The organism is Bacillus sp. JZ34, from assembly GCF_053903205.1.
Genome location: NZ_CP096403.1, coordinates 3,590,683 through 3,614,128, shown reverse-complemented (window position 1 = coordinate 3,614,128; position 23,446 = coordinate 3,590,683). Strand labels below are relative to the sequence as shown.

General features: G+C 42.6%; 14 protein-coding genes and 3 pseudogenes. 13 read left to right on the top strand and 4 right to left on the bottom strand.

All coding sequences use genetic code 11. From position 1 onward, the window contains the following. Positions 1-31: 31 nt before the first annotated feature. Entirely contained in the window at positions 32-1,114 is a 1,083-nt protein-coding gene (locus M1D90_RS18400; protein WP_043054158.1) for a glycoside hydrolase family 26 protein, read from the bottom strand. Positions 1,115-1,237: 123 nt separating this feature from the next. Then, on the bottom strand, positions 1,238-2,086 hold the full coding sequence (locus M1D90_RS18395; RefSeq protein ID WP_035337025.1) for a TetR/AcrR family transcriptional regulator: 849 nt from the start codon (positions 2,084-2,086) through the stop codon (positions 1,238-1,240). Positions 2,087-2,232: 146 nt separating this feature from the next. Between M1D90_RS18395 and M1D90_RS18390 the strand changes: the two genes are divergently transcribed. Both M1D90_RS18390 and M1D90_RS18385 read left to right on the top strand, forming a co-directional pair. After that, positions 2,233-5,391 carry an efflux RND transporter permease subunit gene (locus M1D90_RS18390; RefSeq protein ID WP_023855607.1) on the top strand — a complete coding sequence of 1,053 codons (3,159 nt, stop codon included), beginning with the start codon at positions 2,233-2,235 and terminating at the stop codon, positions 5,389-5,391. 131 nt (positions 5,392-5,522) lie between these two features. Continuing rightward, a complete protein-coding gene (locus M1D90_RS18385) occupies positions 5,523-5,723 on the top strand; it encodes a hypothetical protein (protein ID WP_039073296.1) in 201 nt (66 codons plus the stop codon). 98 nt (positions 5,724-5,821) lie between these two features. Here M1D90_RS18385 and M1D90_RS18380 read toward each other — a convergent pair whose 3' ends face one another. After that, complete coding sequence (locus tag M1D90_RS18380; protein ID WP_130569466.1) at positions 5,822-6,364, bottom strand: GNAT family N-acetyltransferase; 543 nt, start codon at positions 6,362-6,364, stop codon at positions 5,822-5,824. A gap of 13 nt (positions 6,365-6,377) precedes the next feature. Next, a complete protein-coding gene (locus M1D90_RS18375) occupies positions 6,378-7,331 on the bottom strand; it encodes a nucleoside hydrolase (protein WP_145654457.1) in 954 nt (317 codons plus the stop codon). Between the two features lie 199 nt (positions 7,332-7,530). Here M1D90_RS18375 and M1D90_RS18370 point away from each other — a divergent pair, with 199 nt between their 5' ends. From M1D90_RS18370 to M1D90_RS18320, 11 genes and pseudogenes are all read left to right on the top strand, one after another. Beyond that, positions 7,531-8,445, top strand: a complete 915-nt coding sequence (locus M1D90_RS18370) for a diacylglycerol kinase (protein WP_023855610.1) — start codon at positions 7,531-7,533, stop codon at positions 8,443-8,445. A gap of 48 nt (positions 8,446-8,493) precedes the next feature. Further along, on the top strand, positions 8,494-9,873 hold the full coding sequence (gene rlmD / locus M1D90_RS18365) for a 23S rRNA (uracil(1939)-C(5))-methyltransferase RlmD (protein WP_456282953.1): 1,380 nt from the start codon (positions 8,494-8,496) through the stop codon (positions 9,871-9,873). Positions 9,874-10,660: 787 nt separating this feature from the next. After that, positions 10,661-13,060: a DISARM system-associated protein DrmE gene (gene drmE, locus M1D90_RS18360; protein WP_218832546.1), complete on the top strand. Its 2,400-nt coding sequence runs from the start codon at positions 10,661-10,663 to the stop codon at positions 13,058-13,060. A 4-nt stretch (positions 13,061-13,064) separates the two neighbouring features. Next, entirely contained in the window at positions 13,065-16,424 is a 3,360-nt protein-coding gene (gene drmA, locus M1D90_RS18355; RefSeq protein WP_456282952.1) for a DISARM system helicase DrmA, read from the top strand. Positions 16,425-16,479: 55 nt separating this feature from the next. Continuing rightward, on the top strand, positions 16,480-18,168 hold the full coding sequence (gene drmB / locus M1D90_RS18350; protein WP_456283521.1) for a DISARM anti-phage system protein DrmB: 1,689 nt from the start codon (positions 16,480-16,482) through the stop codon (positions 18,166-18,168). Further along, positions 18,169-18,891, top strand: a pseudogene (gene drmC / locus M1D90_RS18345) (DISARM anti-phage system protein DrmC). It abuts the gene before it with no gap. Positions 18,892-18,903: 12 nt separating this feature from the next. Continuing rightward, the gene (locus M1D90_RS18340; protein WP_095292937.1) at positions 18,904-20,241 is read left to right on the top strand and encodes a DNA cytosine methyltransferase; all 1,338 of its coding nucleotides are present in this window, start codon (positions 18,904-18,906) and stop codon (positions 20,239-20,241) included. Between the two features lie 405 nt (positions 20,242-20,646). Then, positions 20,647-20,961, top strand: a pseudogene (locus M1D90_RS18335) (family 1 glycosylhydrolase); the annotation flags it as partial. A 29-nt stretch (positions 20,962-20,990) separates the two neighbouring features. Further along, positions 20,991-21,839, top strand: a pseudogene (locus tag M1D90_RS18330) (PRD domain-containing protein). 264 nt (positions 21,840-22,103) lie between these two features. Continuing rightward, on the top strand, positions 22,104-23,216 hold the full coding sequence (locus tag M1D90_RS18325; protein ID WP_456282951.1) for a Rap family tetratricopeptide repeat protein: 1,113 nt from the start codon (positions 22,104-22,106) through the stop codon (positions 23,214-23,216). Further along, positions 23,213-23,335, top strand: coding sequence for a PhrK family phosphatase-inhibitory pheromone (locus M1D90_RS18320; RefSeq protein WP_011197633.1), 123 nt, complete (start codon positions 23,213-23,215; stop codon positions 23,333-23,335). Before M1D90_RS18325 ends, M1D90_RS18320 begins: the two co-directional genes overlap by 4 nt. Positions 23,336-23,446 lie beyond the last annotated feature (111 nt).

The following is a 23,446-nucleotide window of genomic DNA, read 5'->3' as shown; positions in this document are numbered from 1 at the left end:
CTTGGAGAATAAATTCTCCAAGGTTTTTTCGTTATTCCACAACAGGCGTCAAAGAACCGCCGTCCCAGATGTCTCCCTTATTCAGCATCCATGGATGAAGATAGAGGGTGTCCGCTCCCTTATTCACAGCAGGGCTCCACCCATCGTTCCACGCCAGGAAGTACGTCGTATTCGGGTATTTCTCTTTGATTGCATGGATAAACCGCGCGTAATCCAGCCCGCCGTTTGTCGTCTGTGGCCCGACCTCTGTAAAGGCAAACGGCTTGTTCAGAGATGTGAGCTGATCGTAGCCATCAATGGCGTGCGGGTCATCAAAATAAGCGTCAAGCCCGACGATGTCAACATATGATGCGCCCGGATAAAAGTCTGTTTTAAAGTCTCTGTTGGCATCAGGCGCATACACCCACAACAGATGATCCAAGCCTCTTGTCTTTGTCATATAGTCATAGATTTTCACATAGAGCCGTTTGTACAAGGAGATTCTCGCGCTGTCTTTTTGATTATATTGCGTCAGTCCCCACCAGAACCATTCGCCGTTCATTTCGTGAAGGGGTCTGAACAGAACGGGCACACCTTCATTTTCAAGCTCCTGAAGGCCATCGGCGATTTTGCTCAGCATCGCCTCAAGCCGTTTTCCTTCGGGTGTGGAAGAATCTAAAATTCTCTCATACTGGCTGTTCGAAATCTGAGTTTTATAATGACCCGAAGTAAACGCGGGGTTTGCGAGGTGCAGGCTGATTTGCGGTATGCCTCCGCTTTTCCAGTATGCGATCAAATCGCTGTTGCAGCTGTAGTCAATCGTATCGGCGATCTCCTCCGGCTCCAGCCATCCTCTTGCATAATCGCAGCCGTATACGGCTGGCAGCTGTCCTGTTGCCTGTTTGATCCGGTCGGCTTCAGCCAGCGAGAATGTGTCGAGGCTGTATCCTCCGAATGCCCCGGACATTACCCGATTTTCCGTCCGATTGGGCAGGTGGGCAAGCCAGTTCATCACCGCTTTCGTCGTCGGCTGGGCATTCGGGTTTACCGGAGAAACGGTGTGTGCGTAGCTCGGTTGCGAAACGGCAAAAGCAAGGAGCAGCGCGAAGATGGAGCAAACGATGCTTTTTTTCACTAAGGTAAAACCCCCTAAAAATCTAGATTGTCTTAAGCGATCTTATTATACATGCTGTTTCCAAAATATTCATGGTCAGATCGTCGTATTGTAAGGAAATAAAAAAACAGCCATCAGGCTGTTTTATGAATGAAGGAAACGGGTGATCATTCCATAGAGATGCTGGACATTGTCCTGATGCTCCAAATTTGTCAGCATGCCCTGGAGCACGGGGACGCGGGGCGAATCTTTTCTCAGCTCTTCCTCGATCACATCCAGTGTAATGAGAATGTCTTCCGGCAGCGCCGGCTGACGTTTGGCATCTTCAAGCTCCCGCAAAATCGTATGTTTATCGGCCGTATTGCCGGCGTTCCGGTAATAGCTGTACGTCCGTCCGGCCAGGATCGGCTGCTCCCCGTTTTGAACCATGCCATCAATCATGTCATCGATTCTTCTCATAATAAAATCCGCAAGTTCGTAAAAATCGATATCCAGTTCATTAAAGATAAACAAATTTTGATAAGACTGCACGATGCCTTGAACGATCACGGACAAGTCTGACAGATAGGGCTTCACAATGTCCCCGTAGGCTGCTGACAGCGCGTTTTTATACGTCTCGTGGAATTTTTGGCTGACATTTTTAAAATATTCTTCGATCTTGCTGTTTTCCGGGATGCTGTGTTCGCTGATCATCACGAGAATAAAGTCGCGGTGCTCCTTGCTCTCACTGAATTGATAAGCAATCTGCTCCTTGAACGTTTCCTTCGGAGGAAAATTCTTTTGCTGAATGATCTTCATATTTTCCATCGTTCGATCGATATAATACTTAATGATCGCAAGCAAAAGCGCTTCTTTCGACTTGAAATGCAGGTAGAAAGCTCCTTTTGAGATGTTGCATTCATTGGCGATGTCCTGAATCGTTGTGGAAGCAAACCCGTTTTTCGCGAACAGGTGCAGGCCTGCTTTAATGATTTTTTCTTCTTTTTCTGTCATGAATGTACCCCTTTAACACTTCTTTAAAATTGAATAAATTTTAACATATATAAGTTGACGCTGTTTACTTTTGAAGTTTATTATTGTATAGAATGACCAGTCAGTCAATCTGTATTCTGAAAATGATATACACAATGGAGGTCGTAATGAATTCTATCATTAATTTTGTACTAAAGAACAAGTTCGCTGTGTGGCTGATGACGATTATTGTTACGGTTGCCGGCATTTATGCGGGTTTAAATATGAAGCAGGAATCAATTCCTGATGTAAACATGCCTTATTTGACCGTCAGCACGACATACCCCGGAGCCACTCCGAGCCAGGTAGCTGATGAAGTCACAAAGCCTGTTGAACAAGCCGTGCAAAACCTGGACGGCGTCAGCGTTGTGACGTCCACTTCGTATGAAAACGCATCATCGGTGATGATTGAATACGATTATGAAAAGGATATGGACAAAGCGAAGACGGAAGCCGCTGAAGCATTGGCGAATCTCGATCTGCCGGACAATGCGAAAGAGCCGAGCATTTCGCGCTACAGCATGAATTCCTTCCCGATCCTCGCGCTCAGCGTGTCCAGTGATAAAGACGATCTTCAAAGCTTGACGAAAAAAGTGGAAGACAGCCTCCTGACGAAGCTTGAAGGCCTTGAAGGCGTAGCTTCCGTTCAGCTTTCCGGACAGCAGGTTGAAGAAGTCGAATTTTCATTTAAAAAAGACAAATTGAAGCAATATGGGCTTGATGAGGATACAGTCAAGCAAGTGATTCAAGGATCTGATGTGACGACTCCGCTTGGGTTGTACACATTCGGGAAAGAAGAAAAATCGGTCGTCGTCAGCGGCGATATCGAAACAATTAAAGACTTGAAAAATATGAGAATTCCAGCGGCGTCTGCCGGAGGCGCAAGCGCGCAAGCCGGAGCGCAAAGTGCGCAAGCGGCCCAGGGCGCGCAGGCTCAAGCCGGAGCACAGAGCGCCGGACAAGCTCAGCAAAGCGCGGGAATCCCGACGGTTAAGCTGTCTGACATCGCAACGATTAAAGATGTCAAAAAAGCCGAATCCATTTCACGAACCAATGGTAAAGACAGCATCGGCATCAGCGTCATTAAAGCAAACGACGCCAATACCGTCGAGGTAGCCGACAACGTAAAAGCTGAACTCGAACAATTCAAAAAAGACCACAAAGGCTTCAAATACAGCTCGACATACGATCAAGCCGAACCGATCACCGAGTCGGTCGAGACGATGCTGAGCAAAGCGATTTTCGGAGCGATCTTTGCGGTTGTGATCATTCTCTTATTCCTAAGGGATATTAAATCAACATTAATCTCGGTCATTTCGATTCCATTGTCATTGTTAATCGCACTGCTCGTCTTGAACCAGCTTGATATCACGCTCAATATCATGACGCTCGGCGCCATGACGGTCGCCATCGGACGGGTTGTCGACGACTCGATCGTCGTCATTGAAAACATTTACCGCCGCATGAGGCTGAAAGATGAGCCGCTGCGCGGAAAAGCGCTCGTGCGCGAAGCGACGAAGGAAATGTTCATGCCGATCATGTCATCAACGATCGTGACGATCGCGGTATTCCTGCCGCTCGCACTCGTCGGCGGTCAAATCGGCGAATTGTTCCTGCCGTTTGCCTTAACGATTGTATTCGCGCTTGCCGCATCCCTGCTGATCGCGATCACGCTCGTGCCGATGCTTGCGCACACCCTCTTCAAAAAGTCGTTGACAGGTGCGCCGGTGAAGGCGAAAGAACACAAGCCTGGGGTACTGGCCAACTTCTACAAAAAAGTGTTGAATTGGTCGCTCAGCCATAAATGGATCACTTCGATCATCGCGGTTCTGATGCTGGTCGGAAGCTTGTTCCTCGTGCCGCTAATCGGAGCGAGCTACTTGCCTGCTACAAAAGATAAAATGGTGCAAATCACATACACTCCTGAACCGGGAGAAACGAAAAAAGAAGCGGAAAAAGAAGCGCAAAAAGCTGAAAAAGTCCTATTGGACCGCAAACACGTCGATACGGTTCAATATACGTTAGGAGCGGGAAATCCGTTGATGGGCGGAAGCTCAAACGGCGCGTTGTTCTATATCAAATATGAGGAAGACACACCTGATTTTGATAAAGAAAAAGACAACGTCCTAAAAGACATTCAGAAGCAATCCAAACGCGGAGAATGGAAAACCCAGGATTTCAGCTCTTCAGGCAATAACAATCAGTTAACGTATTATGTGTACGGAGATTCAGAAAAAGAGATTAAAGGCACTGTAAAAGAGATCGAAAAGATTATGAAAGACCAAAAAGACCTGAAGAACGTAAACTCAGGCCTGTCCAGCACATATGACGAATTTACTTTTGTCGCTGACCAGGAGAAATTAAGCAAACTCGGGTTAACGGCATCACAGATTTCTCAGGCGCTCATGAAAGAAACATCGCAGGCGCCGCTTACAACCGTGAAAAAAGACGGAAAAGATCTTGATGTCACGATTAAAACAGAAGAAGAAACATATAAAAGCGTCAAAGATTTAGAAAACAAGAAAATCACAACTCCGACCGGCCAGGAAGTAAAAATCGGCGATGTCGCGAAAGTGAAAGAAGGCACGACATCTGACACGATTTCAAAACGCGACGGCAAAATCTATGCCGATGTCACGGCGGAAGTTACATCGGACAACGTCACAGCCGTATCAGTCGACGTACAGAAAAACATCGACAAGATCGAGCTGCCTGACAACGTCACAATCGATACAGGCGGCGTATCCGCTGATATCGAAGATTCCTTTACAAAACTCGGACTCGCGATGCTTGCGGCGGTCGCGATCGTCTACCTTGTGCTTGTGATTACATTCGGCGGAGCACTGGCGCCATTTGCGATCCTGTTCTCGCTGCCGTTTACGATTATCGGCGCCTTGGTGGGACTATACGTATCAGGAGAAACGATCAGCCTGAACGCAATGATCGGAATGCTGATGCTGATCGGAATCGTCGTCACAAACGCGATTGTCTTAATCGACCGCGTCATCCATAAGGAAGCGGAAGGGCTCTCAACGAGAGAAGCGCTCCTTGAAGCCGGCTCTACAAGGCTCCGTCCGATCCTGATGACGGCCATCGCCACAATCGGCGCCCTGATTCCATTGGCGCTCGGATTTGAAGGCGGCAGCCAGGTCATTTCAAAAGGACTCGGCGTCACCGTTATCGGCGGTTTGATCAGTTCGACGCTCCTTACCCTTCTGATCGTACCGATCGTATACGAAGTGCTGGCGAAATTCCGCCGGAAAAAACCGGGTATGAAAGAAGAGTAAGTCGATAAAACATGAACCCCTTGGAATGCTCCTTTCCAAGGGGTTTTTTCTTTGATGAGACGATCGTCGGTGTTTAACAAATATATCCTGTGTTATGCTTTGTTTAAAAAAGGCAACAGAGGAGGCAGTGAATGGAATCGAAAGGAAACAACGAACCAAGCCCCAATGCCGTAAAGCGGCTCACCTGGATCATACCGATCGTGTTGATCGGAGTCATTTTTCTCTTGAAAAATATAAGAAATCCTGTGACTGATGTTTTATTTTATATTGTATGTGCAGGTGTTATCGCCTTAGTCATTTTCAGCATCATGAAAGAGACAAAAAGCAGATGAAAGCATGTTATGAGCTTGTCGATAAAGGTTGAAATGATCTTCATCGACAAGCTTTTTTAATGCTGCTGATTTCGTTTTCCAGCCCCGCAAAGAAGCGGTTAATCATGCGGATTGATTACCGCCAGCAGCTGATGGTCTTCCCATTTTCCGTTGATCTTAACGTTTTTCCGGGCGATGCCTTCTTTGTGAAAGCCCGCCTTCTCCAGCACCCGGATCGAGGCAAGATTACGGGGCATGACGCCGGCTTCGATGCGATGGAGCTTGAGATCTTGAAAGGCGAACTCGACCATCAGCTTGACGGCTTCTGTCGTGTAGCCTTTGCCGTTGTGTTTCTGATCCAAAAAATAGCCGATGAAGGCGCTTTGCAAGGAGCCGCGCAGTACCTGGAAAAGGTTGATCGTTCCGATCAGCGTATCGTTTGCAGGATCAAAGATGCCAAAATAATAATCTACATCGTTCTGCATATTTTCATATAACCTTTGAAGCCTCTTCTGTTGTCCTTCGATTGTATAAAACTCTTCGTTCCGCTCCATTGAAAACTGTTCAAAAAACGGGCGGTTTGCGTTCTGCAAGTCAAGGCAAGCCTCGGCGTCTTCAGCCGTGAGCGGCCTGATATAAATGTTTGTCCCTTTTTTGATCATGGAAAGTCTCCTTTTATAAAGATGGAATGTGGTCGGCTTTTTTCATCAACTCTTCAAAATACGCAAAAAATTGATCCCTGTCGACTTGATCGACGACTTCGACCATTCTGCCGTGAGGATGCTCTTCTGTCGTTCCTTGGCGCGGGCTTTCCGTATGGACAACCGCCTTGACGCTGCGCGAGCGTGTCATATCGACTGTGCCGAGTGTCAGCGTCGTCAGCACATCCCAAAGGTAGTATGTCGAATTCGTCTCGTTATGGACAAGCGGCGGACACATCGCATAGCACTGGCCGATAAAATCGATCCCGACATGCTTTCTGAGGCTTGCCCAATGGGAGCGGATATCGTTTGTCAATGGCACCTGGTTCGTGCTTTCAAGCGCGACCATTTCGATCTGAATATCGCGTTCAAACACCGTCTTGACGCTGTAAGGGTCCCAAAAGGCGTTCCATTCCGCCGTCCCGTCGTGCTCAGGCTCTTCCACATTTCCTTTCTCAAGGAAGGTACCGCCCATCCAGACAAGTTTGGCAATGTGCTTGATGATCGCCGGTTCTTCCTCAAGCGCCCTCGCCAAGTCTGTCAGCGGGCCGGTGAACAGCAGCGTCACCGGTTCCGGGCTCTGTTTGACGCATTCAATGAGATGGAGGTGAGCGGGCAGGTCTGACACAGGGGTCCGGACTTCGCCTTTTTCATTTAAAAGCGGCAGGGCGTCGACATAAAAAGCGTGCATGCGCCACTCCTTCGGGAACGGATGCACCCCTCTCGAATCGGATGCCGCAGTCTCGACCTGGTACGAACCGAAGCGGTCAATGATTTTTCGGCTGGCACTGAGAGCCGGCTCCAAATAGCAATCCGCCGGTATGACGGATGCTCCGATCAATTTGACATCTTCCATCTGCAATAGCAGAAATAAAGAGACGAGATCATCGACGCCTCCGTCATGGTTAAAATAAACGGGCTTTTTCACAGCAACATCTCCTTTTTTCTTAATATTAATTATTTTACATCAATTAGATCCCGAAGTCTTTTTTACCATGAATTAGGGCATTTTATCTAAAATTAAACAAATAATAAAACCCATTTTGTTGCGATTTTTTCAACAACTAGTATAATTAAAGGTTGTTGGTAAAGAAATGATACGGATACTCTAATAGGATGATGAAAACATGAAACGTGCACGAATCATATACAATCCGACTTCCGGACGCGAAATTTTCAAAAAAAACCTTGCCCAAGTTCTGCAGAAGTTCGAGCAGGCAGGCTATGAAACGTCTTGCCATGCGACAACAGGGGAAGGGGATGCCGTACAGGCCGCCAGAAACGCCGCTGAGCGGGAATTTGACTTGATTGTTGCGGCCGGAGGAGACGGCACATTAAATGAAGTCATCAACGGACTGGCGCCGTTGGAACACCGTCCCAAGCTCGGAGTCATTCCGGTCGGAACGACGAATGACTTTGCGAGAGCGCTCGGCATTCCGCGCGAGGATATTTTAAAGGCGGTAAACACAATACTAGAGGGAGAAGCCCGTCCGATTGACATCGGCCGCGTCAACGGCCAATATTTCATCAATATTGCCGGCGGCGGACGCCTCACCGAACTGACATATGACGTACCAAGCAAATTGAAGACGATGCTCGGCCATCTTGCCTATTATTTAAAAGGAATGGAAATGCTCCTTCCTTCGCTAAGGCCGACCGAGGTCGAAATCGAATACGACGGCAAGCTGTTTGAAGGAGAAGTGATGCTGTTTCTCGTCATGCTGACGAACTCCGTCGGCGGCTTTGAGAAGCTCGCTCCAGACTCAAGCTTGAATGACGGCATGTTTGACCTCGTTATTTTAAAACGGGCAAACCTCGCCGAATTCATCAGACTTGTCGGACTTGCCCTCCGCGGCGAACATATCAATGACGAGCATATCATCTACACGAAAGCAAACCGCGTCAAAGTGACGGTCAAAGACAAAATGCTCCTCAACCTTGACGGCGAATACGGCGGCGAACTGCCAGGCGAATTCGAAAACCTCTACCGCCATATCGATGTCGTCATGTCAAAAGAAAAAGCGAGAAAATTGGATGATTGAACTTGGTCTAAAGAGCTGGCCAAGTTTTTCTTATAGCAGGTGAAAAAGATGAAACAAAAAGCCCCCGTTCAAAAAAATGAATATTACAATGTCGTATTTGAAGATTTAACACACGAAGGAGCCGGCGTCGCCAAAGTCGACGGCTTCCCGATTTTCGTGCCGAACGCACTCCCTGAAGAAAAGGCTCAGATCAAAGTGACCCGGGTCAAAAAAGGCTTCGCCTTCGGCCGCCTTATCGACTTGAAAGAAGAAAGCCGCTTTCGTACAGACGCGCCGTGCCCGATCTACAAGCAGTGCGGCGGCTGCCAGCTTCAGCACATCAACTACGAAGGCCAGCTTCTCTACAAGCAGAAGCAAGTCAAAGACGTGCTTGAGCGAATCGGCAAGCTCGATTTAAGCCGGATCACCGTCCACCCGACCCTCGGCATGGAAGACCCGTGGAACTACCGAAACAAAGCGCAGGTCCCTGTCGGCGAAAGAGAAGGCGGTCTGATCGCAGGCTTCTACCAGCAGCGCAGCCATGAAATCATCGACATGAACGAATGCCTGATCCAGCAGTCGGAAAACGACCGCGTCGTTCAAGCGATTAAAGAAATCTGCGGCAAATACGGCATCAAGGCGTACAACGAAGAACGCCACAAAGGCTGGCTCAGACACATCATGGTCAGATACGGCGCCGTCACAGGCGAAATGATGGTCGTCTTCATCACAAGAACAAACGACTTCCCGCACAAAGCGAAAATCGTCGAGGAGATCACCACGGCATTCCCGCACGTCAAATCGATCGTCCAAAACATCAACCCGAAAAAAACAAACGTCATCTTCGGCGACGAAACAACCGTCATCTGGGGAGAAGAATACATTTACGACACCATCGGCGGCATCAAATTCGCCATCTCCGCGAGATCTTTCTACCAAGTCAACCCCGAGCAAACGAAAGTGCTCTACGACAAAGCGCTTGAATACGCCGAATTGAACGGCGAAGAAACAGTCATTGACGCGTACTGCGGCATCGGCACGATTTCGCTGTTTCTGGCGAAGCAGTCGAAAAAAGTATACGGCGTCGAAATTGTGCCGGAAGCGATTGACGACGCGAAACGGAATGCTGAGTTGAACGGCATTGAGAACGCTGAGTTTGAAGTTGGCGAAGCTGAGGTCGTGATTCCGAAGTGGTATAAGGAAGGCATTAAGGCTGATACGCTTGTGGTTGACCCGCCGCGCAAAGGCTGCGATGAGGCATTGCTGCGGACGATTTTGGAGATGAAGCCGAAGCGTGTGGTTTATGTGTCTTGCAACCCGGGAACCTTGGCGCGCGATTTGCGGGTGCTTGAGGATGGCGGGTATGAGACGCTTGAAGTGCAGCCTGTTGATATGTTTCCGCATACGAGCCATGTGGAGTGTTGTGCGTTTATAAAATTAATTAAATAATTAGCAGAAGGGTCCGAGAATCGATAGAGAATTCTCGGACTTCCGTCTGCCTTTATTTCAATCCTTTCTATTTAAGTAAGCGGTGTAAAAGATTAGGTGTTAGTTCTTGGGAATCAACGTATCCGTCAAAGCTGTTGTTTAGTTCAAGTAATGCTAATGATCTTATTTAGTTTCAAGAGCTGTTCTCATTAAAAAACGCTCAACTTTCATATTTCATATGAATATCCTCCTTAATTTATAAAGAGGTCTAGACCAAATTTTGAATGATTTCCTGTAATCTCAGCTGATTTTTAGTAGTAATTATAAAAACAATCTGAAAATACGACTATATTTTTACTTGGTTGTGAGGAGTATTCACAAATGATTAAAGGTGTGACGATACCAACTTTAAAGTTCACAAAGATAAATCCTCTAATTTTCTCCATTATTCTTAAAAATTCCTTGTATAGATAAAAAAATTTCTGGGGTACTAGGTTTTTTAGTGCCTTTGGCTAATTGCCTTTTGTGCCCCCCAAGAAAATAACAGGTGGTAGCAGTTGCGTGGAGGAAAACCAGAGTACCTCAGCGAGGCGGACTGAAATCGTTATAGATAGCTAAAATAATAACTTTATAGTGGGGAGAAATCTCAGTTAAAAAACGCTACAAGGAAATTGGCACAATTGGTCTGTTCTTCTAATATACATATAGAAGTACTCTAATTCTGTTGGTATAATAGTATTATGAAATTTAAGTTTTTTGTAATTTGTATGGTGAATCCAACGATTTTACAAATGAGAGAAGGAGATAGATGTTGTATAGCACATCAGACAAGTCTTTAGTACATTGTAGTGTACCTCAGCAGATATTTTATCGAGCCGAAGAGTGTATGGGTGATGAAATTGTTGGGTCCCTGTTGTGCAAGGAAAACATATTGCTCTGTACACCGAGAAAGTACATATTTCCACATCTAGTATTGAGAGCGCTTAATATGGATGAAACAATGGGGTTTCAGAAAAGAGAGAATCCATCTAAAAGGGCGGAAATCTTGGTGGTAACCAATCGCTTAGAGATGCTGGCCTTCTTGGAGACTTGCCGTGTGAATGCGGAGAGGCTCTTTCAAATATGCAGTAATATTCATCAATATATTGGGTATTGCAATATGGGGGATACCTACTTTGCTCGAGTGTATTGGAGGCACATTCTTTACCATTACTACGAAGGCAAGTTACCCCAAGATGTTCCCTTGCACTACATATATCCTGTTGCATCAGGCTACCGCAAGTTTAATGCCCTTTCAAGGGGGAACAGAAATATATTGGGGAGGAAGGATAGTCAAAATCCCACAATTTATGTAACGGAGAATTTGGACATGCTCAATGAGCAGGAACATAGTTTTGATTATATTTTTGTGGATTGTTCTTACATTAAAAAGGGCTTATCGAACTTACCTAAGGGCACTTTGTTGTTCTTTGACAACCTTTTAGATGACCGCATCCCATATCTACAGAAAAGTGCTGTTAAGAATTATATAGTTGATGGGAATTGTCTCCAGAATATTGATGAAAAAGAAATACAGCAACCTATGATTAATATAGAAGAATTGCTACATAAAGTGAGCATTCATTCGCTGGATGTAGAGTATGTTAAAAGTAGTTTTGAGCAGGAAATTGAGCGACTAATCCACCTATTGGATAAATTAAGAAAGGGGAAATTTTCAAGATATGATACGAATGTTGCGGCAAAGCTGGTGTATATTTTAATCCGACTTCCTATCGGTGCTGGACTTTACGATTTAATTGCATCAATGCAGCCATATTGGGACACTGTTCTCGGATTACTCCAAGAATTAAAGGATAGCGAAAGTCGTTATGAAAATGATTCTTTTGAGGAAATGGTGTCATTATTTGAGGATATTTTGTACAAACATTCTCTTGACCGTTCTAACCCTAAGGGGGATGAATTGAAGGCATTCATTCTAAACGAAGTAAAGCAAGGCAAGAGTGTTTGTGTGGTCTCCAATAGTCGAAAGAACCAACTTGCTCTAAAAGAGTTCATCTCGTTGGCAATGGGAATGACAATAGAGGAATTGGCTGAATACGATTTGCAATTCTTTGTGTCTAAAGATATTTGGGCCCAAGATATTACTGTACATTGTGATTCTCTTGTCATGTACTCTGCAATAAATTTTAGAGATTTACAGTCATTGTTGAAAATTTCTTATAAGAGAGCCAAATTATATTTGTACAGTTCAGAAATTAACTTAATTACTCAAAAATTGAAAACGATATTGGAAGCGGAAAATTATGCATTAAGGCATTTTGTTCAGAACTCAACTCAACAGGATAGCACTAACTTTTATAGGTATCTCTATAATCGATTCAACAAGTTTGCTCGTCAGAAAGTCATTGGTTTAAATAGTGCTGCTGCTGATTTGTTAGAGAAGAGTACAACAGTGTCCCCTGCTGTTTACCGTGGAGAGAAGGATTATAAAGGTACAGATGCTGTTAAAGCAACTTTGGTTCATTTTACAGATGGAAGCGTATCCTTCTTTACAAAGAACAGTGCAGTTTATGTGCTAGATAACAAGAATAAACGAGTTACACATAAACATTTTCACGAAATAGGATTAAAAGACACTATTCTTTTTGTCGATAACGATGCTAGGAAAGATTTGTATAGGATATTCATTCAATCTGTTGACGCGAAGGACACTAGTAAACAAGCATATCTGTCTATTAAAAAGTGGAGAGAATTATATGAAGAAAAGTTTATGGAAAAACGGATGGACGATGATAGGCTTTTCCGATTGATGCGAACTGCAGGTTGGAATAAAACTACAAAATCCGTTCTGCGAAACTGGAGAACGGGATATAGCTATGGCCCTCGGGACAGGGAGGACATTATGGTATTGGGTGAGGTACTTGGAATAAATACTTTTGTGGAAGATGTCCAAACCTACTATAATGCAATGTCGAAAATTAGGGTGGAGCGACGCAAAGCTTCTAGAATTTTAAATAAATTGATTTATTCCTCAAAACAAGTACTTGGTAATGAGGACTCAGCTATATTGGCCAGATACAATCTTACTTTAGAGCAGTTAAATGAATCGTTAGTTACCAAAAGCATTAAGGAAATTGTTTCAGACAGGATGTATTACATAAAACCTGCGGAAGTTGGCCTTTTATACAATGTAGATGCCAAGGAGTGACAGTATGAGTAAAGCAGAACGTGAAATGTACAAGAAAGTTCGCCGTATTATGGTTAGTGATTTAAAAAGGGATTTAATTGGACCAGCACATGACGAGTCTGATGTGATTTATGAAGCACCATCCCAGGCATATATTACGGGAATTTTATATCCTCTCGAATCCGAGGTAGAAACAGAAGAATCTTTAGAAGATGTTCAATTTGCTGACGTGTACGATGAACCTGAGTCGGGAATGGAAGAAGATGTGGAACAACAAAGAAATTCTGAACTTGAACAAGAAGCTGAAGAAGAGAAGATTACACCGAACAAGAAATTCAAGCATCAAAACTCTCTGGGAATAAGGTGCTATGTGCGAGAAACAACTGATCATATACGTGCATCAATCGCATGGGGGCGATACACATCATCTAAGAAATTTGATTCCGAAAGGAAAAGAGAAGTTATTTTGTGGACACGTCAAATTGAGTGTTTTGAGGAGTATATTTCCTTGTCTTCATTCGATCAGAATATTGATATCCCTATTACACAGGAAGTATCACTTGTTGTTAGCAAAAAAAAGCTTTCAGGTACAGATGTATTCCTTGTTTCAGTTTTCCTTGTAAATAAACGAGTTGATAAAAATAGCAATAATGCCATGTTCCAGTGTGAGCTTACTCTAACTCATGAAGAAGGTAAAGGTATTTTCCTATGTGAAAACGAAGCAAGGAAGGATAAAAATGACTTTAGTGAGTTCCTATATCGGAATAAACCTGTGTTTGCAAAAGGGTTTGGCTGTGCTGTTACCTGGAAAGCAGAGAGCAGCAACTACGCAAGTGAATTAAAGTCAGCCTTTATCCCAGAACATGAAGTCGAGAGTATGAGCACAGACTTACCGTACGATGAAAATTATGGTGAACTCCCTAAAGGTTATTTTTCCATTAAGCAATTTGCAGAGGCTGATGACCAACGTGAGACTATAGACAAGCTGAATAACCTAGCGAATAGGTATGAGAGCTGGATCAACAAGTTGCCTGTTGATAAGGTAGCAAATAAAGAAGCAACTGAGCGAGTTATTAAAGATTGTCAAGCAACTCTAACACGTATCAGAAGAGGCATTCAGCTGTTAGCGAACGAAGAGAATAATAAGGCATTTGTTGCTTTCAAATTTATGAATACAGTCATGCATACACAGGATGCCATGAAAAGATATTCTAGGAATAATAAGACCACCACACTCGAGACAGAGATACGCAAGGAAAATCTTGAATGGCGGCCTTTTCAGTTGGCGTTTATTTTGCTCAACTTAGAAGGGTTAGTAGATTTAAAATCAAAAGATCGTAAAATTGTAGACCTTCTTTGGTTCCCAACAGGTGGAGGAAAGACAGAGGCATACCTAGGCATTTGTGCTTTCCTATTGGGATATAGACGACTATTTGCTTCTACTAGCAGCGCCTATGAGCGTGATGGCGGTGTGACGATTCTTCTAAGATACACTCTCCGCCTTTTAACTACTCAGCAACGTGATAGATTAATGCGTATGATAAGCGCATGTGAGTATACACGTCAAAAAACCAATGCCTTTGGACAGTCAGAGTTTTCGGTTGGCTTCTGGGTAGGGGCACAAGTGACGGTAAATAAGCTAGATGACCTTACTGAGAACGAGTACTACCTTGACAGGGACAAGGTGCTGAAGGAATATGAAAAGATTGAAAAGCAAGTAATTGAATGCCCTTGCTGTGGGACAAAGGGCTTAGAGTATAAGTTTTTGCCAAGTAGAGACACCAAGACAAAAAAGACCGGAATTAAAATCTTTTGCACAAATGAGTCATGCTTCTTTTCAAAAACACATATCCCAGTCTACTTAGTGGACGAAGAGATTTATCGTAAATTGCCTACTGTGGTTATATCTACAGTTGATAAGTTTACGCGGCTACCTTGGGATGAAAAGACCGCAGCTTTATTCGGAAAAGTAAATAGGTTTTGTGAACGCTGTGGCTATATTGCTGAGGGGGAAAAGCATGAAAAATCTCATCGAAACCCTAAGGCTAGTGTTCACGATGTTAAACCATTTTATCCACCAGAACTTATAATTCAGGATGAGTTACATCTCATAACTGGGCCACTAGGAACTGTGTACGGCGGGTACGAAACGGTTATTGAAGAGCTAAGTACAGCTCATGAGGGCGAAGATTATCTCAAGCCTAAGTACATTGCTGCGACTGCTACAATTAAGAATGCTGAGGTGCAAGTCGAAAAGGTGTTCGGAAGGAAACTCACACAGCAATTCCCGCCTCCTGGATTGAAGGTAGAGGATTCTTTTTTTGCGCGAGAAAGAAACTTAGATGAGTTTCCCTTCAGGCTTTATGCAGGTGTTTGTGTATCTGGTCACTCAATGAAGACAGTCCTATTACGGATATATGCGGTGCTACTTCAAACAACAGAGCACCTTTTGGAAGATGAAGAACTTTCAAAATATATTGATCCGTATAGAACCCTTGTTGGTTATTTCAACAGTATCAGGGAACTAGGTGGTGCAGTGCGTTTGTTAGAGGATGACATAAAAAAGAGAATTCAAACCCTGCAGAAGAAGTATAAGTACAGTAAGCAGAGATACATCAGCCGTAAGCCAGAACTCACCTCCCGTGTGCCATCAAGTAGAATTCCTAAGGTATTGGAGCAGTTGGAAAAGGAGATAGGCAACGAGGAACTAGATGTGGTTTTGGCTACTAATATGATTTCTGTTGGGATGGACGTTGACCGTTTAGGACTTATGGTAATTACAGGTCAACCAAAGCAAACTTCTGAGTATATACAATCATCTAGCCGTGTGGGTCGTAGTAAGCCAGGACTCGTAATTACTGTGTACAACCCTTACCGGGCTCGTGATATGTCACATTATCAGAATTTCAAGGGTTATCACCAGCGATTATACCATTTTGTAGAGGGAACTACAGCAACTCCATATGCTTCTAGGGCTAGGGACCGCTTTTTGCACGCTATTGCAGTTGCTTTGCTGAGGTTGAGCTATCCAGAGTTGGCAAAGAACTTGGATGCAAAGAATATAAAGGATATGGACTTGAACTATCTCAAGGATGTAGTTAAAAAGCGTGTATCCACTGTGGAATATCGAAATGTCTCGGATACTATGGAGTATTTGCAACATTTCCTAGACGAGTGGATAAGTCGGGCCGCATCGGAAGACAATTTGCAGTATTACTTCAACCCTAAGACAAGAAGCGCAAGAATAGTAAACCAACGTCGTTTATTAGCACGTTTTTCTGAGGAAAAAGACCATGGCGGAAAGCCAACTCTCGATTCAATGAGGCAAGTAGAGGGGACATCTTCCTTGTACATCTATGAAGGGTGGAATAGCAGTGAAGAATGAAGTAGGGGAAGTCCGACCAGGACAATTAATTACAACATACGGTCCAGGAGCAATTATGGATTCCGTAAATGACTCACTTGTGGTTTTGGATATAAAGTACTGGACTAATTGTAATGAGAAGATATATGATAAAAACTTGATGAAGTTCCTGAAAAAGGATTATTTTAAGAAAATCCCGTCTACGAAATATAAGGATTTGCCAGCAATTCCGTTTCCAAACTACCACGTGTGTAGCAATGTTAAATGCTCACGTCTCTTTGATATTAGAGATAATTTTGTAATGAGCGACTATCTTAAAGGTGGTCCCAAGTGTCCTGATTGCTCACGGAAATCGTATCCTGCCCGTTTCGTGGTCTCGTGTCAAGAGAACCATTTAGATGATTTTCCTTGGAGATGGTGGGCGCATGGTAAGCAAGATACGGAATGTAAAGGAAAACTGCGTCTGTGGAGTACAGGGAATACATCTAGTTTGGATTCTCTGTTTGTAGAGTGTGAATGTAAAAAGAAGAAGAGTCTTAGAGGAGCAATGCAAGACAGTTCTTTTGAAGGCTACAAGTGTACAGGGAATCACCCTCATAAACTGAATAAAAAGTCGAATTGTAAGCAGCCTGAGCCTGTAATTCCATTACAACGCGGGGCATCAAATGTATATTTTCCTGCTCTAAGAAGTGCTATTGTTATTCCTGACAACACCAGTAAGGATAACAATCTTGATGATTTTTTTACTTCAGTTAAGGAAGTTATCAATATTTATGCTGACCTTATAGGTGAAAACTGGCATTATAAATTCTACAGTGATCGTTTAACCGGTCATAGTGAGTTCTCAGATGCTGAGGATTTCATCAGAAAGTGGACTGCTTATCTTAACAATGCTGATTCAGGTGAAGAAATAGAGTATAACCAGATTAAGGAGGCTGAATATAGGGCTTTTACTGCGTTTGATAGGAAGATAAAGATAGGAGACTTCGAGGCAGAAGTTGAAACAGTTCCAGATGATTTTCAGCCTTACTTCAAGAGAATTGTAAAGGCTCATAAATTAAAGGAAATTCTTGTCCTTCTAGGGTTTATGAGGAATGACAGTCCTGAACCGGATGTCAATGAACCGAAGAGGATTGAATGGTTAGAGTCAGATGGGTATGAAAACTGGTTACCAGCAATTGAAGTTCACGGAGAAGGGATCTTTATTGAATTTAACCATACGACTATAAGCAAGTGGCTCGAAGAAAACAGCGAACTTCCTAAGCGATCAGATAAGTTTTCATCCTTGTACGCAAGTTGGATAGAAAGTAAAGGATGGGAAGTACGTGATGAAAAAGATATTGTGTACGTTATGCTACATACATTTGCCCATCTATTGATTAAACAGTTATCGTTGCAATCGGGGTACTCGTCAGTGGCAATTAAAGAAAGAATATATTGTGGAAAGAACATGGCTGGTGTTCTCTTGTACACTGGTAGTACTGATCAAGAAGGTTCCTTAGGTGGTCTTGTCGAAATGGGCGGTATAGATAAACTTCGACCACTAATTGTAAATGCACTTGAAGAGGCAGTATTCTGTTCTAACGACCCATCTTGTGCGAGCTTAGAGCCGAGTGAGGATAACCAGTTAAACGGCTGTGCCTGCTTTGCTTGTTCAATGGTTGCTGAAACTTCTTGCGAAACAGGAAACCGATTATTAGACCGGTCACTATTGGTAAAAACAATAGACAGCAAGTACTCACCATTCTTTAAGGGGTTATTGTAGATGAGGAATGTGACTCGTTCGCATATGGTACTTCACCAAATTCAAAGCGTACTAAAAAAGTATGAGGAAGTTAGTGCACAAGAATTATATGAGTCCTTAGATAAAGGGACTGTACAAAGAGAATTTGGAGTACGATCAGTCGATTTATCACGCTTGAGTGTTTCCGAAGAGCAGTTTTCAGAACTGCTCTTGCTTTTTAAGCTCTACAGTGACCAGCAACAACAGAGTAGCATAGAGTTTGTTGCAACAGTTCCAAGTGAAGTAGACGTTAGGCTTAGAAAAACTATTGCTGTCATTAGAGAAATGATTCACGGTGCACAAAATACTATTCTTGTTACAGGATATGCAGTGTCAGAGTATGTAGATGAAATTATGGAAAGGGTTTTAGAAAAGGCACTTGCTGGAGTTAATGTTGATATTTTTCTTGACCGGAATCCCCAGACTGATCGCTATATAGAAAACATAAGAGGGAGAAATCTTCCGAGTAACTTTAATGTGTATGTATATAAAGGTTCTCAAGGATATTAATCTCTGCATGCAAAAGTAATTATGGTTGACGAAGAAAAAGCCTTTGTCTCATCCGCAAATCTTTCCTATAATGGGATAGTAAATAATATAGAAATAGGTACATTGGTTGACGGAGAAAAAGTTTTGGGAATAAAAAGTGTTCTACTAGAATTGGTTAAGAATAATTATTTCGAAAAAATTATATGGTTTGCATAAGGGAGATTGAAAATGATTGTAATTGATTTATTTTCTGGAGCAGGAGGGCTGAGTGAGGGATTTCATACGCACGACTTTAAAATTGTGTCGCATGTTGAAAAAGAATACTGGGCTTGTGAAACAATTAAAACGCGTTTGTTCTACCATTTTCTAAAAGCACAGAACGATTTAGAATTATATCATGAATACTTAAGGATATCAGACAATTACCGCAATATTGAACAATCGAGAGCTTTTGTCTTTCAACGTTATCCTGAGTTGAGGGAGAAGCTTGAGATGGAAGTACTAAACCGGAAGTTTGGCAATCCCCATAATGACCCAACAGCGACTTCTTCAACACAGATGATACAACTTATTCAGAATTCGCTACAGTATAGCTGTGCTACAAGTGTAGATTTAATTATTGGTGGACCGCCATGTCAAGCTTACTCTTTAGTTGGGCGAAGCAGGATGAAAGAGAGTGTAGATAAGGACTCAAGAAACTATCTATTCCAGTATTATAAAAGAATTGTCGATGAGTTTAAACCCAAAGCGTTTGTGTTTGAAAATGTTCCGGGGATACTTACTGCTAAGCAGGGGAAGGTGTACCAAGAGATTAAAGAGTCGTTTGATCAAATTGGTTACACAGTGTTATCGGGAACAAGCCAAGAAGACAGGAGTAATGTAATCGATTTTGCTGATTTTGGTGTACCTCAAAGAAGAAAAAGGGTTATCTTGTTTGGCTTTCAAAAGAAATTAAATTATGAGTACCCTAACTTTGAAAGACATAAATTATCTTGGAATAGTCCTTTAACCACCCGAGATGTTATTTCAGACCTACCGGTCTTGAAGCCAAAACAAGGTCATGATCTTCGACTTTTCGAGTATGATACGACACAGGGTGTTGATCATTTGTCGCCTTATGAACTGATGATGAGAGAGGACAGTATTGGATTTACTAATCACTTTGCAAGACCTATTAAAGAGCGTGATGCAGAAATATATCAAATTGCTATAGAACATGCCACCCAAGGAAGACAAATCAAGTACAATGAGTTGCCCGAGAGATTGAAGACACATAAGAATGAGAAGGCATTTCTAGACCGATTTAAGGTGCATTGGTGGGATATTATTCCACACACTGTAGTTGCTCATATATCAAAAGATGGTCATTATAACATTCACCCTGACATTAAACAGTGCAGGTCTCTAACGGTAAGAGAAGCTGCCCGGATACAGGGTTTCCCTGATAACTATAAGTTTGAAGGTCCGCGTACCGCTCAGTATACACAGGTCGGAAATGCTGTGCCGCCTCTCATGTCTGGAATAATTGCGAGAGCAGTGAAAGATGTTATGAATGGTCACCATTAAAAGACTGACTAGTAATTCTTGTACCTGCAAAAGTAGATGTCTCATGAAATTGGAATAGACCCAGTAACGTGACTTAAAATTGTTAAAATAGTTTTCTTATTGAAAAGATGAAGTGATACTGGAAGACACTTAGCCTTTTGGCGAGTGTTTTTTACTATGTAAGAGTAAAATAATCCCCACCAGAATTTTAGAAAATGAGAGACAGACCACAGGATCTTATAAATGAGATGTAAGTAAGGAACGGACACAAGAATATTTTTGGATTGTGACTGATTCTTGGTCTATCTTTTAGTGGTTTTAATAATTCATCTCTAGTATGAAATTTTTGTAATTGAAATCAAAACAAGGAGCTCTAAAAATGAGTTCCTTGTTTTAAAGTTGGGGTAAATTTTGCATTGTTTTCAGGTGATTAACGGCATGGGTGCGAAAGATGTTGTTGAAAGCGATGGATCGATCCATGATGATTATCGTATTAACTATTTCAGAGAACATTTCCGTCAGATGAAAGAAGCCATTGAAGAAGGTGTAGATCTCTTCGGATATACCAGCTGGGGATCCATTGACATTATTAGTGCGGGAACATCTCAAATGTCCAAACGATATGGATTTATCCATGTTGATCAAGATGACGATGGCAACGGGACATTGAAGCGCTCACGTAAAGATTCATTCTACTGGTATAAGAAAGTGATCGAGTCAAATGGAGAAGTATTAGACTAAAAAACCGCATTCATGAAAAGGTGATGGCGATGTTTAAAATAAAAAAGGTTTTAAACTCGAGTGTGGTACTGGCTGAAGATCAGAACCGACAGGAGATGGTTTTATGCGGCAGAGGCATCGGTTACGGACGAAAACCTGGGCATATGATTGAAGAAAAACAGGCTGATCAAGTGTTTATGCCAGTGGACAATATGAAGGCAAAAGAATTTCTCCAACTGTTGGATTCAATACCGCAAGAATTTATTGAATTGACACAGCAAATTGTTCATTATGCAGAAGAAAAATTAAAAACAAAGCTAAATTCCGGCGTTTACTTTACATTAATGGATCACTTGAATTTTGCAGTAGAGCGTTATAAAAAGAACATCAATATTACGAATCGCGTCTACTGGGAAATTAAAAACTACTATACAGAAGAGTTTGAGGCAGGGAATTATGCGCTGCAGCTCATCAATGAAAAACTGGGGATCCAATTACCGAAAGAGGAAGCGGCAAATATTGCGTTCCACTTAATTAATGCATTAGGAGAAGAAACAGAATCAAAAAATGGAATGAAGTATGCAAAAATGATCGGGAGCATAGTCAATCTTGTCCGGTAAACATTAAATATGAAATGGGATCAAGAAAATATCCATTACAGCCGATTTATCACACACGTTAAATTTTTTGTTGAAAGATTTTACGCTGATAAATTGCTGGCAGATCAGGAGAATGAATTGTTTGAACAAATTGCTAATTTATATCCGCAAGCAATGGATGTAGCTTTCAAAATCAAAGATTATATCAAACAGGTACACGGAATCGTCATTCCGAACGATGAACTAACATACTTGGGAGTCCATATTCATCGCTTGATTTCTTATCAGCAATTAAAATAAATGAAGAACCACTTGCCTTTGTGGAAGGCGAGTGGTTTCTTGTTTTTGAAAAAGAAGGAGCATTTCTGTTTATAGGCCAGATGAGTTGATTGATCTATACCAACAGTTAAAAAAGGCTTTTTTCTCAGTCGAGAAAAGTCTCATATTGAATTGTTGACAAAAATCTCTCACTAATTGACAAAAGGTCATTACAAAAATTTACACATGTGATAAGATCATTTTACAGATAGAGAACAATCTTAAAGAGAAAGAGGGGGGTTCGGCATGAGCAAGGTCGCTTCAGAAGTGGTTGCGGGGGTGTTGAACGAATTCCATTTGGCAATTAAAAAGCATGATATTGAGCAGGCAAAGCATCTTTTTGAAGAGGCGAAGTCGATGTTTTCCGGGATGGAAGAGGATCAGAATGTGCTGGCTTATTTTTCGCTTCTTGAGGAGCGGTATCGGATGATGCTTTATGATGCGAGAGGAGAGCGGCTGCCGCGGGAGTCTTACTTTAATGATTTGCAAATCGAGTGCATCGAGCAGACGGATCATATGATCGATTACTATTTTTATTTTTTTGAGGCGATGCATGAAGCGTACAACAAGAATGTTGAGCGGGCGATCAGCCTGTACAAGGTTGCCGAGAAAAAGCTGGCGAAGGTGCCCGATCAGATCGAAGCGGCCGAGTTTTATTTTAAAGTGTCTTGGCTGTATATGTCTCTCCGGCAAAATGCGGTTTCTCTCAATTATGCGAGAGACGCGATGAATATTTATAAAATGCATGACGGGTACGAAAAAAAGCTGGCGATTTCCCAGGTTGTGATGGGGACAAATTACATGCAGATGCAGCGCTTTAAAGATGCGGAGAAGTACTTTGAAGAATCGATCGAAATTTCCAAAAAGATCGACGATTCATTTTTAGAAGCGATGCTTCACCACAATATCAGCATTCTATATTCCAATTCCGGCCGGTCTCAGGAATGCATTCTCGCCGTCCAGCATGCGTTGAGCAACGCCGAATGGTGCGAGTCAAGCTATTATATCAACTCGCTTTACATGCTGATCAGAGAGTTTTTCAAAATCGGCGAAACAGAAGCGGCCCTGTTCTATTATAAAAAAGGACAGGAGGAATTAAAGAAAAACGGGAATAAGCATTATGAAAAGAAAATAAATATTATGTATGAGCTTTATTGCCATGAAAACGTTAAAAGCATCAAAGACGACATCGATTCCTTGGACGAGATGAATGATTTAGACGGTGTCTGTGACCTTTCATTGCTCATCTCAAGCTATTTTGAGAAAAAAGGAGATTTCAAGGAAGCGCTGGAATTTGTTAAAATATTCATGAAAGCCGAAAACAAAATGAGATCATTAGGGAGTGAGGTATTGTCATGAAAAAATTGATTCTTTGCTTATCGTTAACTGCTATGGTCTTAGGCGGAGCTGCTTTATCCCAAAGCCACAATCAGGCGTCAGGCGGCGTTCAAACAGCTGAGCTGCCGGTTGGGGGTTAAGTTTCTGAAGTCCTTTTACAGGCTTCTTTTTTAAAGCCATGAAATGGGGTGCGATTACAGTGAATCTGCAAGAGCATGAAATATAAAAACCTTCCAAATTCGCGAGAGGCC